The sequence below is a fragment of the Candidatus Pyrohabitans sp. genome (genome assembly GCF_054014795.1).
The window spans coordinates 18,570-33,165 of the sequence record NZ_JBPMGE010000098.1; the positions used below are offsets into that span (position 1 = coordinate 18,570).

Consider the following 14,596-nt stretch of genomic DNA (forward strand, 5'->3'; position numbering starts at 1 on the left):
CAGAGATTATATCGGGAAAGATTTAAACCCCATGCAATCGAAGCATTGCCATGCGTGAGCTGGAGCTTGAGATTGTCGCCCTCGACAGGCGCGGCGCCGGTGTGGGAATGGTTGGAAGAAGGCGCTATCGCGTTGACTATGCCTACCCGGGAGATACTGTAGTCGCCACACCAATGGGGAGGGGCAGGGCCAGGCTGGTTAAGGTCCTCAAAAGGAGTGAGGCTCGAGTGGAGCCGCGCTGCAGGCACTTCTCCCGCTGTGGAAGCTGCAGGTGGCAGGGCTTAAGCTACGAGGCCCAGCTCAGGTTTAAGAGTGAGGTTATTCAGAAGCTATTTGCGCGGGAAGTGGAGGTGACGCCGAGTCCAGAGATATGGTACTACAGAAACAGGATGGACTTCACAATCGCCAGCCATGCCATTGGCATGCGCCGCTACGCAAGCTTCAGCGAGGTTGAAAGTGCCGAGGGTTGTGTACTCCTCTCCCGGGAGAGCGACGAGATTCTGCGCCTCTCGCAGGAGTTCTTCAGGAGCAAGGCTCTTGAGGCGTACCACATCCTTGAGAAAACAGGCTTCCTCCGCTACCTAGTGGTCAGAGAGGGGAAGTTTACCCGGCAGAGGCTTATCAGTGTGGTAACCACGGAGGGGGAGTTTCCAGTCGGGGAGTACTCGCAGGCACTCAGCGGACTTGCGGACAGCGTCGTGTGGGCTGTCAACGACTCGCTCGCAGATGTCTCCTTTGGCGAGATTCGCGAACACAACGGCGAGGGCTACCTGGAGGAGAGGCTCAGTGGAATAACCTACCGCATACCCCCCTTCTCCTTCTTCCAGACCAATTCCTATCAGGCTGAGAACCTCCTGGCCTGCGTCAGGTCATGGCTTGGAGGTGTGGAGAGGCTTCTCGACCTCTACTGCGGTGTGGGAACCTTCTCCCTAGCCCTGGCCGACATCGCCGGGGAAGTGGTGGGCATCGAAGAGGATGCCTCGGCCATAGAGGCGGCGAAGCTCAATGCAGAGCTCAACGGCATACGCAACGCCCGCTTTATTGCGGGAAAGGTGGAGGCAATGCTGGCGCAGGTTGAGGAGTGCGACGCCGTTGTGGTTGACCCTCCGCGTGCAGGACTGCACCCTCGCGCCGTAGCAGCGCTTAAAAGGCTCCACCCGGAGGTTATAGTTTATGTTTCCTGCAACCCCTACACCCAGGCTGAGGACATAAAGAAGCTGGGGGATTATGAGCTGGCTGAGATGCAGGCTTTTGACATGTTCCCCCATACGCCGCACGTGGAGAATATCGCCCTGCTTACGCTGCGTTAGAGCAGATAACGCGAAAGCCTCAGGCTCAGCTCATAGATTATAATCAGCATGGCAGCGATTACCAGGGGGGTGACAGGCGTCGGGTCGGGGGCAAGCGTCATAGAAAGCGCCAGAAAGGCGATGTATGCATACTTTCTGGTGGCTTTGAGCTGTTTCATGGTTACGAGTTCGCTCTTAACCAGGAAGGCCACAACGAGAGGTATCTGGAAGATTATGCCTGTGCTGATGAACATAAAGCCCAGAAAGGAAACAAATCTGCTCAGGGAGAGCATGGGCTCGGCGGCGCTCTCGGCATAGCTCACCAGGAATTTGGCTGAGAAGGGGGTTATGACATAGAAGGAGAAGAGTGCACCCAGGGTGAAGAGAATGAGGGAGGTGGGCACCACCCTAAGTACAAATTTTCTTTCGCTGGGATAGAGCCCGGGTTCAGCGAATCTGAAAATCTCATAGATTATCACCGGCAGGGCAAGGTATATGCCTATGAATAGGGATATCATAAACCAGGTGTAGGCGTACTCCACCGGATTTAAGGCAATCACCTTTACGCCCACCGGCAAAAAATAGGAAACCAGGAGCTTTACTATCCCCCTGCCAAAGATGAGCGCCGCACCAATTGAAAGCACACCCACCACTGATAGGGAAATCAGCAACCTCCTCCTAAGCTCTGCCAGGTGCTCCTGCAGCGGCATCTCCCTGTCTTCAGGCGCTTCCATGCTGCTCTTTTTGCATTGGAGTTAAAAAAGATTTGTCCAACGTTGCAGCGATGGCTGCAGGAAAGCAAGGCTGTCGGGGGTATATAAGGCCTTCTCACTGTTAACCCGATTTTCCCAAATTTTCTAAAGTTAGCTTCACCTATAAATAGCATGGTAAAGCTAGAAATAAAAAAGATTAAAGGTAAAAAATATCTCTACATCAGAGATAAAGTAAGGGTTAACGGTAAAAGTATAACAATATCCTTTTATATCGGCAGACTGGAAAAAACAACCCCTGAACGGTTCCTTGAGAAGCTGGCAGAATATCAGACAACCAGGTTAAAAACCTTCACCGACTTCTGGCTGAAGGGGCGGCGCAGGTATCTCGGCGACAGAAGGGCTCATGAAATTGAGGCTCTGCACTACAGCTACAGGCTATTCGGGGAGCATTATCCCGACGAGCTCAGGAGATACGGGCAGGCATGTTTTGCCCGCTATGTGCAGGGCACCACGGCGATAGAGGGCAACACCATTACCCTGAGGCAGGCTGAGGAGCTCCTGGAGCACGACGTGACCCCACCGGGGAAACCGCTGAGAGAGGTCTATGAAATTGTAAACTTCAGGAAACTCAGAGAGTTCCTCGCTGGGTATAGGGGAGATGTCTCGGAGAGGCTGATAAAGAGGATGCATGCAATTATCATGGAGAATCTGCTCGATGCACCCGGTGAATACAGGAAAATTAGGGTATTGATCGAGAAGGCTGAACACGAGCCTCCGCCCGCCTTTGAGGTGCCGGAGCTGATGAAGGAATTAATAGGGTGGTACAGGAGGAACAGGAGGAGGGTGCATCCCTTTGAGCTCGCGGTGCTCCTCCACACCAAGTTTGTGACTTTGCATCCTTTCGTGGATGGAAACGGGAGGGTTGCAAGGGCACTGCTCAACTTTGTGCTTGAGAGGCACGGCTACCCTACGCTATACCTGGGGCTGGAGCACAGGGAGAGGTATCTCGATGCTGTTGCTGAAGGAAACAGGGAGAATTACAAGCCTATCGTCGATTTCCTGGGGGAGGTATATATCCGGCAGCACGATGTTATTCTTAAAGAGGCATACAGTAAATTAGAGGGAGGAGAGGTGAGGGCTTTTCCAGAGGTCCGGGAGCTTCTCAGAGAATTTCTCAGGCTGAAGAGAGGATAGCAGGCAGAGCGCTTCGGCTAAAAAAGATTTCCTGCGTTAGGTCTTGCAGAATATGGGGTTGAACCGGGTGAGTGGATGAAGATAAAGGAACGCTATTTTGCAAGGAAGGGCATGGTAAAGGAAATCAGGGATGAGCTTTCCAGGATATCTCCCGCCTTCTCACAGCTCATCGACGGGAAAGTCAGGATGGAGGTTGCGAAGACGGAGGAGGGGGTGGACATCATCCTCGTCAATGGTGAACCCCTGATTTTTCAGGTTCGTGGCAGGTATTTCCCCACTGTTAGGGGTGCGCTCAGGCTGAAGGCAGACAGGCGCTATGTGGTTGTGGACATGGGAGCTGTTCCGTATGTGGTCAACGGCGCCGACATAATGCGTCCCGGAGTGGTCGCCTATGACGAGAAGATTGAAAAGGGCGACCTGGTGGTTGTTCTTGAGGAGAAGCACAGCAAGGCGATAGCAATAGGCGAGGCACTGTGGAGTGGCGAGGAGTTCGGCAAGAGGGAAAAGGGAAAGTGTGTTAAGAACCTTCACCATGTAGGCGATAGGATATGGAAGCTGGAGATGTAAGCAGAGGCAGCGCTTTTGTCGCCATTCTCGCCCTTTTAGGGGCGGCATTCACAGGGGTGGTGCTAAAGGCGAGTGTTTCCGGATTCTTCTGGAATTCTGCTGCCCAGTCTATGGGATTCTGGAGGTGGATTCGCAGTTATATGCTCGATGAAGTTGCGCTGCTGCTGCTCAGCCTCTTCGTGGCCTATGCCATGCTGCGCTATCTGGGGAGGAGAAGGGAGGATGGCAGATAGAAAACCCGAGGTGCTTGGAAGCGTGGCCGCTGCACTTGGAGCGAGCATAGAGCTTGCAGCACCCGTCGTGGCCCTCGCCTTCGCTGGTTATTACATCGGAAAACGTTATGGTGATGCGGTGGCTTTCCTGGGCATGGTGGCTGGTATCTTCCTGGGCCTTGCGGTGGGTATCAGGACCCTCATACAGAGTTATGTGAGGAAGCCCTAGCCAAGAATCTTCTCGCTGCTCCTGAGCTTCATTATCTCCTCGCTGCTGCCCAGAATTATCAGATGGTCGCCCTCCTCCACGAGAAATTCAGACTGCGGGTTGGGTATCAGCTCCCCGGCGCGGTAAACAGCGAGAATTGCCAGACCCCGGGAGGCAAGGTCCATGTCCCTTATCCTCTTCCCAGCAAACTTTGACTCGCCACCTATGGTAACCTGTGCCACCTCCAGGTCCTTGGCAATCGTCACTCGCTGGAAAAACTCTGCCACCAGAGGCCTGGCGACTGCCCTTGCCAGAAGCCTTCCACCTATAATATAGGGGCAGATCACCTTGTTCACCCCAGCAAGGTAAATCTTCTTCATCGACTCGTGGCGGTCAACCTTTGCAACTATCCTGATATCGGGATTGAGGGTTCTTGCAAGCAGTGTGATAAAAACAGCATCCACATCATTGCTCACCGCAATAACAATCTCCCTGGCATCCTTTATCCCCGCCTTGCGCAGCACCTCCTCGTCCTTGGCATCACCCTTTATCAGATTCCTCCTCTCCTCCTCGGTGGCTATGTCTATAATCACGTGAGCAATCTTCTCCTTCTCCAGCGATTCGGCAATTTTCCTGCCGTGGTAGCCGTAACCACATATTATTATGTGGTTCTTCACCTCTTCACCTCCCTCGCAATCTTTTCTGCGACTACGCCTGCTATTTCCTGAAGGTAGCGGTAGAATATCCTGCCCGCGTCGTAGAGGAAGAGCACCGAAATCACAAAGCCCAGATATGTGAGCCCCAGCTTTGCCTTGGGCATGCTGGACAGGAAGGGCGTAATCAGGGCAAAGAGGATTCCAACAACGGCGGCGTAGGCAATGTCCTTCACAGCGCGGTTCAGGTCCTTTCTGCGCCGTATTCCCGGTGCGGCAGAAGTAAGGATACTGGTGGAAATTGAGATGAGAACCTTAAGGTCCTCAAGCATTTTCAGCACCAGGCCCAGTATCGCAAGCCAGAGTGCGAGGGGGAGAAGGGTGCCCATGAAGCTCGCAATCGAATAGGGAAGAACATCAAAAATCCGGAAAAGGTAGGGAAGAAGCACCACCGAGGCGACGAGGAGCATTACAATCAGGGCAGAATTGAAGACAACCCTGGAGAACCTCCTTCTCACCTCCGGCACTTCTATTTCCGGGAACTCCTTCTCTTCGTCCTCTACCTTAATTTTTCTCCGGGTCTTCCTCTCTACAAACCTTTTAGCCTTTTTAAGCTGCTCCTTGGTACCCAGCAGCAGGAGCACATCTCCCACCTCAAGCTTCATCTCCGCGGGGGGATTGGTAATCAGCTTATCTTTCTTCCACACTGCCACTATGCTTGCACCTGTTCTGCTTCTGAACCCTGTTTCTGCGATGCTCTTCCCGGCAACGGGAGATCTGCCAGCCACCCTGTACTGCCCCAGACTTATCCCCCTGAAGATTGCGATGCGGTCCAGAAACTCGGCGCTGTAGGGGGATAGCACGCTTTTAATAAGAATGTTGAGGGCAGCTTCTCGCGGGTCGATGAGGTACTCCACTCCGGCTCTTTTAAGCAGATTGGCATTCTCAGATTTCTCCAGCCTGGCGGCGGTGATCAGCGAGGGGTTGAGCTCTCTGGCTGCCATTGCAACGAAGGCGTTCTCCTCGTCTTTGCGGGAGGTGAGTATCATACCCATCGCGGCATCGGCGCTTGCCTTTCTGAGTATCCTCTCCTCCGTGGCATCGCCAGCCACAAAGGGCAGCTCTAGTTCCTGAAGTTTCTTTAGCACCGCTGCATCGTCCTCAATTATGATAAAGGGGATATCGTAGCTTTTTATCTCCTGGATAGCCTGCTCCGCAAGGTCGTTGTATTTGAAGATGAGCACATGGTTCTTCAGGCGCTTAATTCCGGCGATGCCAAGGGCCCTGCTTATGCCACGCTGAATGAGATAGGAGGATATCACAGGTATAATCGCAAGGACAGAAAACACCCCCAGAACAATGATAACCAGACTTATTATCCTCCCCTCCTGTGTCGTAGGGATTATGTCACCGTAGCCCACGGTGCTTATGGTTACTATCACAAAATACAGCGCGTCCAGGAGGGATAGGTTCTCAAACTTCATTATAAAAAGTGTGCCTATAACTGTGAGCACAACCAGACCAGCGATGATTGTGAGTATGCTCTTGGTGACGGTGTTCATCTCCCTCGGAGAATAAATTAGATATGGGGCATATAATTAACTTACCATCCCGAGGAGGAAGAGGATAGCCGCACTCACCACATCCCCATAAAGCGCACTCAGAAGTACCCCCAGGGTTATGGGAATCACAAAGGGTACCGCCGGCGTCACCCACACCTCGCCCTCCCCCTCAGCCTTACCCAGCTCCGCATCTGTGCGGAGAAGGAAGGTGAAGCCCTTCCCGTTGCCGTACACGGCCTCGTAGGGCTTTATATCCGAAGCCTTTTTTCTGTATCCAAGAAACAGGGCATAGAATTCCCTTAAGCTTTTCACCTGCTTTAAATGGGGTAGATTTCTTATAAAGAAGTAGATAGGCAAAGCGAGGGAAAGTGCTATTGCATTTGCAAAGACGGAGAGGGCGAAGATGGGAAAAACCGTCGTAACCTCGCGAAGGTAGTAGGGAAACACCGCGGCAATGCCTATGAATATCTTCGCGTCGCCGCCCCCCATTAGCCCGAGATAGGAGAGAGCAAGGACAAGGACAGAGGTTATGCCCACAGAGACTAAAAAGTAGAGGAGTGGCAGAGAGCTGCCCACCCTGACGACGTCCCAGGCAATGAAAACAATGCCAATAAAAATCAGCGCCACCCAGGAGGCATCGTTAATCTCACGATATCGCCAGTCGAGCAGAGAGGCATATAAAAGCACAAGTAAGACCAGGAGGAGTCTGATAAAGAACTCCATCTACCTTTCCTCGCCGTAGTACTGGGTTATCTGCTGCGTACCCCACTTCTCAAGCGCCAGCCTGAGCTCCTCGTGCTCCCTGGCGTACTCCTCCAGGGAAACACCCTTCATTACCGCCTCAACTGCCTGCATCATCGCCTTTGCCCCTGCCCTCGTACCTCCAGGATGCCCGTGAACGCCGCCGCCGGCCTGAATCACTATATCCTTTCCTCCTGCCCTTATATTACCCTCCACATATCCGGGGTGAACGCCACCGGAGCAGACAGGAAACACGGGCTCCAGTCCATACCACTCACCTCTCAGTGCACTGTAATTTTCCCTATAGTTCTCACTCTCCATCTTGCCCAGTGCACAGCCTACGTGAAGCTGGTCTCCACCCGCCATGCGTACAAGCTTGGAAAGCACCAGCATCGCAATACCGTGGTTCTTCATCCTTGTTATGGCACCATGCATTGTGCGGTGCACATGAATGGGAAGCTTGAAGTTCCTACTCAGGGCTGTAAGCGCCGGAAAACCGCAGGTGAGAACGTCTATCATCAGACAATTTGCACCGTTGTCCTTTGCGAGCTGAGCAGTCTCAACTATATCATCGCTTGTCACATTGACCGCATACAGGCAGGGTTTGCCAACCTCTTCCCGGGCCCTGTCCAGGGCCTCCATGGTGCGCGAGACCCTCTCTTCAAGGGGGCAGAAGTCCTGATTCGCCAGGGTTTCGTCATCCTTTATCAAGTCCAGACCGCCCATCGCCGCTTCGTACGCTACGCTTGCAAAGCGCTCAGGGGGCAGGCCTATCTTTGGCTTGATTATGGTACCCACGTGGGGCCTCCGTGTTCCTGTGGTCCCCACGAGCTTTCTTATCCCCTCAATGCCGAAGTTGGGCCCCCGGAAAAAGCTGACAATTTCACGGGGAAACTCAACATCAAGCAGCCTGACTGCGCGAACCTCACGAAGGCCGAAAAGGTTACCTGCAATGATACTGAGAATGTTGGGTATCCCCCCTATCTCCAGACTGAAGTCCTCCACAGGAAAGGCGATTTTTGCAACATCTCCTTCAATATCAACAACCCTCGCCCCGTACTTCTCATGTATCTCCTTGGTGGCGGTTGTTACCTCTGTCCAGGTGCCCGTGCTCTGCTCCATGGCTATTGCGCGGGCGGCAACCTCTATGTTATCTGCATCTATCCTGTAGCTTGCTATTACCTCTCCCATCTTTCCACCCTTTATCTTTACCTAAACGTATATATATTTCTGCTTACCACCTACTTGTAAAAAGATGTGAGGGAGAGAGTGAGCGACGCATTACTGTCACCGGCGGAGCTTGAAAAACGCTGTACTGACTTCAAGGAAGAGTGGTATGGGGTTGCGAGGGAGATCGACGCTATTGCGGAGTTCAGCACCGGCGAGCAGCCAGGGTTCAGGCGTGCCCTCCTGAGGATAGGAAAGAGCCTTGAAAACCTGCTTTCAGAGCTTGATGTGATCACGCTCTCCGCAAAGAAGAACCTGCCTGAGATTCGCGCCGAGGTGGATAGCTATTCGGGCAGCATAGAGCAGGGCTTCAGGAAATTCTCTGCCAAGGTTGAGGGGGAGCTTGGAAAACTCGAGAGGTTTACTGCAATCAAGCGTCAGGTCGCCTCTCTCAGAAATGAGATAGAAAAGATGGGCAGGGAATTCAGGGAGGTTGAAGCCCGGGTGGCAACCCTGTGTACAAAGTTCTTTGAGCGGCAGAGGGAGCTAACCCTCGCGAAGGAGAAGATTAAGGCGCGGGTGGAGAAAGGGCTGTACGACCTCCAGGTGGAGTTTGAGGATAGGGTGGAGGGCATTGTGGGAGACTATGAGCTTCACCATGCCGGTGAACCCACGACGCCAAAGCAGCTTTTCATCGCAATCCTCAAGGACCCCGGGACCATTGAGAAGGTTTACCTGAAGGAAACCCGACCCACCCGGAGCTTTCTGGGAATAAAGCTCAGGAAGGAGGAGATGACCGCCGAGGCAAGGCTGGAGGTGCTCAGGTATGTTGCCCAGGAGCTCGCTGAGAAAGCCAGGCGCATCAAGGAATCTGAGATGGAAAATGTGCGCAAACTCAACAAGGAGTTTGCAGACCTTGATTCCCTGGAAAAGGCGTGCAGGGATGTGGAGAGACGTCGTGAGGAGCTTGAAAATTATAAAGAAGAGCTTGAGGGCAAGATAGCACAGCTTGAAGAGGGAATAAACAGAAACTTTGATGATTACAATGAGATACTGTCAATAAAAGAGGAGTTTGCCTCCACCTTCGACTCCATTGAACCAGAGGTGAGGAGATTTCTGGAGTACATCGCCGGAGCCTTTGAGGGATTTGAGATAGAGCGTGACCCTGAGAAGAGGCGCCTCCTGAGCAAGATAGCACAGCTTGAAGAGGAGGTGCAGAGGCTCTCATCGCTGCTTGAAGAGGTGGGAAAGGAAAAGGCCATGCTGGAGGAGAGGGTGGAGACCTATGCCCGGGAGCTTGAGGACAGGAGGCAAGCCATAAGGGAGCTGAAGGAGAGGAACTCGGAGCTGGAAAGCAAGCTTTCTGAGATTGAGAGGGAGTATGACGAATTCCGCAGCACAGGGTCCGAGAAGCTGGAGCTCCTCAGGGAAGAGAATCTGAGGCTGAAGCGTGAGGTTGAAAATCTCAGGTCAGAGCTGGAGAAATATTTGAAGATGTCTGAGGAGATGGAGGACAAGAACAAAAAGCTTATGAAAGAGCTTGAAGAGGGAAGGAACAGGGCAAGTGCGCTTGAGGAGGAGATTGCACGCCTCAAAGCAGAGATACGGAAATCCCTGACCGATATACTTGAGAAAATCAAGGGTTAGCCTTTGCTGTTATTATGGGCACAGAATTTTTGCCACCAGAGGAGCTGATGGATGCGAGCCTCCGGGAAAGCTGGTTTGAACTTATCAAGAGCATCGAAGCTCTTAAGGAACATCGCTCCGCAGATATAGCCCTTGAAAGCTCGCTGAGCAGAGCCGGAGAGCTTGCAGCTGAGACAGAGCGCCGCCTTGAGCTTATATGCACCTCAGCCATGCACCTTATCCCAGAGAAGCGGAAGTTTTATGACAGCTCAATGCAGGAGGTCAGCGCAGCCCTTGAAAAACTCTCCCGGGTGATGGGAAGGGACCTTGAAAACCTCCGCCTCTACCTTGAGCTTATGGCTGAGGTGAGGTTGAGGGAGAGGAAGCTTGAGATTCAGAGAAGGCGCATCCGGGAGCTCAGGCAGGAGATGCTCAGGGCGTGCGAAGAGGCAGAGGTTCTAAAGGAGAGCTACGAGAAGAGCGCCGCCGGTATAAGAGCGCAGACGGACGAAAGACTGGCGGAGATAAGGGACAGCTTCCTGACAGAGGCCGAAAGAATACTCGGCGGATGCAGAGTTTGCGATGAAAGGGGCGAAGCTGTGCCCCCTGAGATTCTCTTTGAGAATCTGATTAAAGATGTAGGGTATCATGAAAAAATTAAGATTACAGGGCTGTTTTTAAAGAGGGATTCCCTGAGGCAGATGCTGAGGGAGCTTGCAGACGAGGCGTCGAAGAAAATTCCACCTCTTCTTGAAGAGGAGAGAAGGGAGCTCTCAAAGCTCGAGGCAGAGCGCCGCAAACTCAAACATGCCTCGAACGTCTGCGATAGCCTGAGGAGAGAGCTTGAGGAGGGTGAGGAGAGGGAGAGAAAACTCGAGAATCGCCTCAGAGAGCTCAAGCTCAGGACTGAAGCTGTGGAGGAGAGATTCGCCAGCTACAGCAGCATACTCTCCCTCCGGGATGATTATCTCGGAATACTTGAAACCGCCTCGGCGGCCAGAAAGGAGCTCTTCCTCGCCCTGGAGGAGGATTTCAGAGACTTCCTGCCCCAGGAGAGAGATGCAGAGAAGAGGGAGCTCAGGGAGGAGCTGGTAAGGTACTCGGAGATGCTTGAGCAGGCCAAGAGGCGGCTCGAAGAGGCAGAGAAAGAGGCTGAAAAGGTTATGCAGCTTGCAGAAAAGCTTACGCGTCTCGAAGATGAGAATATGGCCCTCAATTCGAAAATAGATACTTTAAATAAAGAATCCATGAAAATGCAGGAGAAGCTTGAAAGGCTCTCCGGCGAGAAGGCGAGCCTCACAGAGGAACGGGATAGACTGAAAGCAGAGATAGAAAAGGAGAGAGATCTGAGGAAAGCTGCGGAAATAGAAAAAAAGAAAATCAGCACGACGCTGAAAGAGGAAAAGGCCAGGCTTGAAACCCTGCTTTCCACTCTGAACACACAGCTGAAGGAAAAGGAAGATGAGATTGAGGGATTAACAAAGCAGATTGAAAGGCTCCGTAGGGAGAAAAAGATATTCGCTGAGGAGTTGAACAGATTAAAGCTGATAATGCAGAAAAATGAAAAGCTTGTGGAGGAGCTGAACGGTAGAGAAAGTTCGCTGAAAACACAAATCGAAGAAGTTTTAGCAGAAAAGTTGAGGATTGAGGAGGAAGTATTATCCACAAGAAAAGAGCTGAACAAGGAGAGAGAACTCAGATTAAGCGCTGAGAAAATAGCAGCAGCCCTGGAATCAGAGCTTTCTGAGAGGAGGGAGAGATGTGGTGAGCTTGAGCAGACATGCGCAGAGCTGGGCGAGGAGGCGGAGTCCCTCAGAGAAGAAGTTAAGAGGCTGAGAAGGCTTCTGGAGGAAAGGCTGCCTGCGAAGCCCAGAGAGGTCGTGGAGGATGAAGCCTACCTGAGTGAGAAGATAGACGCCCTGCGGAGGAGGTAAATGTTCTCAAGGCGCGTGCTTCAGGTTGAGCCCTTTGAGGTCATGGAAATTCTCGCAAAGGCGCAGCATCTGGAGAAGCAGGGGGAGAGGGTCATCCACCTGGAGATAGGAGAGCCCGACTTTCCCACGCCGAAGAGGGTGGTCGCCGCCGCGTGTCGCGCCATGGAGGAGGGGGAAACCCACTATACCGACGCCCAGGGCACGCCTGAACTGAGGCAGGCGATTGCCGGGCATTTGAATGAAACCCTGGGCGTTGAGGTGGACCCCTCGCGGGAGGTTATTGTTACGGGCGGGGTGAGCCTGGCGCTGCAGTTCATACTTGCCGCACTTCTCGAGCCTGGAGATGAGGTGCTCATCACCGACCCCACCTACCCCTGCTATTCCAACTTCATACGCTTCTTCGACGCCAGGCCTGTTGCCGTGCCCCTGGCTGAGGACTACTCACTTGACATCGAAGCCCTGAAGGAGAAAGCTGGCAGGCGCACAAGGGCGATACTAATAAACACACCCGCCAACCCCACAGGCATGTACCTTGACAGGGAGGAGCTTCGCGCGCTGTGCGAGGTTGCCTCAGACGCAGGGGTGTGGGTAATAAGCGATGAGATATACTCGGGCTTGACCTACGATGCAGAGCGAAGCCCCGGCATCCTTGAGACAGGATACGGGCGCTGTGTTATGCTTGACGGCTTCTCAAAGCTCTACGCCATGACGGGCTGGCGTCTGGGCTATGTCGTCGCGCCCGAGCAGCTTATTGCGCAGGTGCTCAAGCTCCAGCAGAACTTCTACATCTCCCCCAGCTCCTTTGCCCAGCGTGCCGCAGTGGTGGCGCTTTCTCTGCGCGATGAGGTAAGGGCAATGAAGGCGGAGTTCGCAAAGCGCCGGCGCTACATCCTGGAGAGACTCAAAAATATCCAGGGCTTCAGGGTTCACGAGCCAAAGGCTGCGTACTACGTTTTTCCTGATGTCAGCGGGATTTCCCGCGACTCCTCTGCTCTTGCCGAATACCTGCTCTCCACCGCTAAGGTCGCCACTACCCCTGGCACCGCCTTCGGAAGACGTGGCGAAGGACACCTGCGCATCTCCTACGCCAGCTCCATGGATAACATAGCAGAGGGCATGGACAGGATTGAAAGGGCTCTGGCTGAGTATGGGTGATAGTATGGTAAGGGCAACAAAGATAGAGATGTACAAGAAGATTATAGATGCGATAGCCTCGAGGAGTGCATGCTCGCGCCGCAAGCTCGGCGCTATAATTGTCAGGGACGACCGCATCGTTGCCACCGGCTACAACGGCGCCCCTCGCGGGTGGGAGAACTGCGGTGACGAGGTACCGTGCTACAAGGACAAATACGGCGTACCATCAGGGGTTATAGACTACTCGTGCCCCTCGGTGCATGCTGAGATGAATGCAATTATCAATGCCGCCTACCACGGGGTGGGCATCAAGGACGGGACGCTGTATACGCAGGTCGACCCGTGCTTCTGGTGCGCCATAGCAATAGTCAACTCTGGTATTAAGCGGGTAGTGGTTTTTGCTGACTACAGCGATAAGCACGGCATAGAGGTTCTGGAGAAGAGCGGAATAGAGGTGGTGCGGGTTAAGGAGTAGCTACTCCCTGAGCTCCAGCCCAAACTCCTCCTTCAGCACCATAATCGCCGCCTGGGGTGGAATCACGCCCCTCTCTGTTATTATTAAATCTATGTACTCGGGTGGGGTTACGTCGAAGGCGGGGTTTCGAATCTTTACCCCTGGAAATTCTTCGGGGTTTGCCACCTCTTCGGCGGGACGCTCCTCAATCTCCACCAGGGCGCCAATGAGCGTCGTGGGGTGGAACTTGTAGGTCTCTGCAGCGACCATGAAGACCACCCTCGCCTCGTGGGCAGCGAGCGCAATCTGCGATGTGCCAATCTTGTTTATTACTGCACCATTTGCGGCGATGCTATCCGCCCCAACCACCACTTTATCCACGTCTTTCATGAAGGCGCGAACAGCGGAGTCCACGATCAGCGTTACAGGTATTCCCTCCCGGGCAAGCTGTCTCACTGTGATGTGCCCCTGATAGCGAGGCCTCGACTCTGTGGCGATGACCTCTATACTCTTTCCCTGACGAAACGCCGTGGTTATTACAGAGAGGGCAGCCTGTGAGTTGCAGTGGGTCAGCACGACATCGCCGCTCTTTATGCGTCTTGCTCCAATCTCCCCTATTGCACCAAGTGCCCTCTTTGAGCGCTCTGTAAACTCCTCAGCAGCTTCAACCACGGCTTTTCTAATTTCCTCCACACTGCTCTTATTCCTGGCTGCGGTGAGCACATAGTTTACTGCATTGGGCAGGCTTACTGCCGTGGGCCTTGCCTGCTTGAGTATGCTGCCGGCTTTCTCCAGCTCAGAGAGGAACTCCGCCTCACTGTCTCCCCGGTAGTTCAGCGCAAAGTTGCGCAATGCCTGTGCAGCGCTCTGGGCTATCTTTGCAGCGCCGCGAATCTCCATGCTTGCTATCTTACTCGCAGTGGTCTTCACAAGCTCATAGCTCATGCCTTTCCCCATTCTACTCTGCCTCTGCGGATATAAATACCCTGCCCTTACATAATCCTTTTTTGTCGTTCCTGAGGGCAGAGAAAATGTTAAATATCCACATGGCCAACTTACTTCTGCGGGCCCGTAGCTTAGCGGTAGAGCGCCCGGCTCATAACCGGGCGGTCGTGGGTTCGAATCCCTCCGGGCCCATTGCC

15 protein-coding genes and 1 tRNA gene are annotated in these 14,596 nt (G+C 53.3%); 10 read left to right on the forward strand and 6 right to left on the reverse strand.

Annotated features, from left to right (window positions below):
• Nucleotides 1–50 precede the first annotated feature (50 nt).
• Nucleotides 51–1,310, forward strand: coding sequence for a 23S rRNA (uracil(1939)-C(5))-methyltransferase RlmD (gene rlmD / locus ACXJJW_RS10725; RefSeq protein WP_456475741.1), 1,260 nt, complete (start codon nt 51–53; stop codon nt 1,308–1,310).
• Here the strand turns inward: rlmD and tatC are convergent.
• Nucleotides 1,307–2,023, reverse strand: a complete 717-nt coding sequence (gene tatC, locus ACXJJW_RS10730; protein ID WP_456475742.1) for a twin-arginine translocase subunit TatC — start codon at nt 2,021–2,023, stop codon at nt 1,307–1,309. The two genes, rlmD and tatC, sit on opposite strands and share 4 nt — an antisense overlap.
• Nucleotides 2,024–2,173: 150 nt before the next feature.
• Between tatC and ACXJJW_RS10735 the strand changes: the two genes are divergently transcribed.
• The 4 genes from ACXJJW_RS10735 to ACXJJW_RS10750 all read left to right on the forward strand — a co-directional run bounded on the left by ACXJJW_RS10735 (nt 2,174) and on the right by ACXJJW_RS10750 (nt 4,204).
• Nucleotides 2,174–3,196, forward strand: a complete 1,023-nt coding sequence (locus tag ACXJJW_RS10735) for a Fic family protein (RefSeq protein WP_456475743.1) — start codon at nt 2,174–2,176, stop codon at nt 3,194–3,196.
• 75 nt (nt 3,197–3,271) lie between these two features.
• Entirely contained in the window at nt 3,272–3,763 is a 492-nt protein-coding gene (locus ACXJJW_RS10740; RefSeq protein WP_456475744.1) for an RNA-binding protein, read from the forward strand.
• Nucleotides 3,745–3,996, forward strand: coding sequence for a hypothetical protein (locus ACXJJW_RS10745; RefSeq protein WP_456475745.1), 252 nt, complete (start codon nt 3,745–3,747; stop codon nt 3,994–3,996). The genes ACXJJW_RS10740 and ACXJJW_RS10745 overlap by 19 nt, the downstream gene beginning before the upstream one ends.
• On the forward strand, nt 3,986–4,204 hold the full coding sequence (locus ACXJJW_RS10750; RefSeq protein ID WP_456475746.1) for an AtpZ/AtpI family protein: 219 nt from the start codon (nt 3,986–3,988) through the stop codon (nt 4,202–4,204). The genes ACXJJW_RS10745 and ACXJJW_RS10750 overlap by 11 nt, the downstream gene beginning before the upstream one ends.
• Here ACXJJW_RS10750 and ACXJJW_RS10755 read toward each other — a convergent pair.
• From ACXJJW_RS10755 to ACXJJW_RS10770, 4 genes are read right to left on the reverse strand one after another with little or no spacing between them, the layout of a single operon-like run.
• On the reverse strand, nt 4,201–4,860 hold the full coding sequence (locus ACXJJW_RS10755) for a potassium channel family protein (RefSeq protein WP_456475747.1): 660 nt from the start codon (nt 4,858–4,860) through the stop codon (nt 4,201–4,203). The genes ACXJJW_RS10750 and ACXJJW_RS10755 overlap by 4 nt on opposite strands.
• Nucleotides 4,857–6,398 carry a potassium channel family protein gene (locus tag ACXJJW_RS10760; protein ID WP_456475748.1) on the reverse strand — a complete coding sequence of 514 codons (1,542 nt, stop codon included), beginning with the start codon at nt 6,396–6,398 and terminating at the stop codon, nt 4,857–4,859. The genes ACXJJW_RS10755 and ACXJJW_RS10760 overlap by 4 nt, the downstream gene beginning before the upstream one ends.
• Before the next feature lie 36 nt (nt 6,399–6,434).
• Nucleotides 6,435–7,121 (reverse strand): A24 family peptidase, encoded by a 687-nt coding sequence (locus ACXJJW_RS10765; protein WP_456475749.1) that lies wholly within the window; start codon nt 7,119–7,121, stop codon nt 6,435–6,437.
• The gene (locus ACXJJW_RS10770) at nt 7,122–8,330 is read right to left on the reverse strand and encodes a RuBisCO large subunit C-terminal-like domain-containing protein (RefSeq protein ID WP_456475750.1); all 1,209 of its coding nucleotides are present in this window, start codon (nt 8,328–8,330) and stop codon (nt 7,122–7,124) included.
• A gap of 66 nt (nt 8,331–8,396) precedes the next feature.
• On the opposite strand from ACXJJW_RS10770, the gene ACXJJW_RS10775 reads away from it, so the two are divergent.
• The 4 genes from ACXJJW_RS10775 to ACXJJW_RS10790 are packed head-to-tail and all read left to right on the forward strand — an operon-like array spanning nt 8,397 to nt 13,475.
• Nucleotides 8,397–9,953 carry a coiled-coil domain-containing protein gene (locus ACXJJW_RS10775; protein ID WP_456475751.1) on the forward strand — a complete coding sequence of 519 codons (1,557 nt, stop codon included), beginning with the start codon at nt 8,397–8,399 and terminating at the stop codon, nt 9,951–9,953.
• Nucleotides 9,954–9,967: 14 nt separating this feature from the next.
• Nucleotides 9,968–11,866: a hypothetical protein gene (locus tag ACXJJW_RS10780; RefSeq protein WP_456475752.1), complete on the forward strand. Its 1,899-nt coding sequence runs from the start codon at nt 9,968–9,970 to the stop codon at nt 11,864–11,866.
• Nucleotides 11,867–13,021: a pyridoxal phosphate-dependent aminotransferase gene (locus ACXJJW_RS10785; RefSeq protein ID WP_456475753.1), complete on the forward strand. Its 1,155-nt coding sequence runs from the start codon at nt 11,867–11,869 to the stop codon at nt 13,019–13,021.
• A gap of 4 nt (nt 13,022–13,025) precedes the next feature.
• Nucleotides 13,026–13,475 (forward strand): deoxycytidylate deaminase, encoded by a 450-nt coding sequence (locus tag ACXJJW_RS10790; RefSeq protein ID WP_456475754.1) that lies wholly within the window; start codon nt 13,026–13,028, stop codon nt 13,473–13,475.
• Here the strand turns inward: ACXJJW_RS10790 and ACXJJW_RS10795 are convergent, their stop codons facing one another.
• A complete protein-coding gene (locus ACXJJW_RS10795; RefSeq protein ID WP_456475755.1) occupies nt 13,476–14,411 on the reverse strand; it encodes a ribose 1,5-bisphosphate isomerase in 936 nt (311 codons plus the stop codon).
• Nucleotides 14,412–14,519: 108 nt separating this feature from the next.
• Between ACXJJW_RS10795 and ACXJJW_RS10800 the strand changes: the two genes are divergently transcribed.
• A tRNA-Ile gene (locus ACXJJW_RS10800) sits at nt 14,520–14,591 on the forward strand.
• Nucleotides 14,592–14,596: the final 5 nt, after the last annotated feature.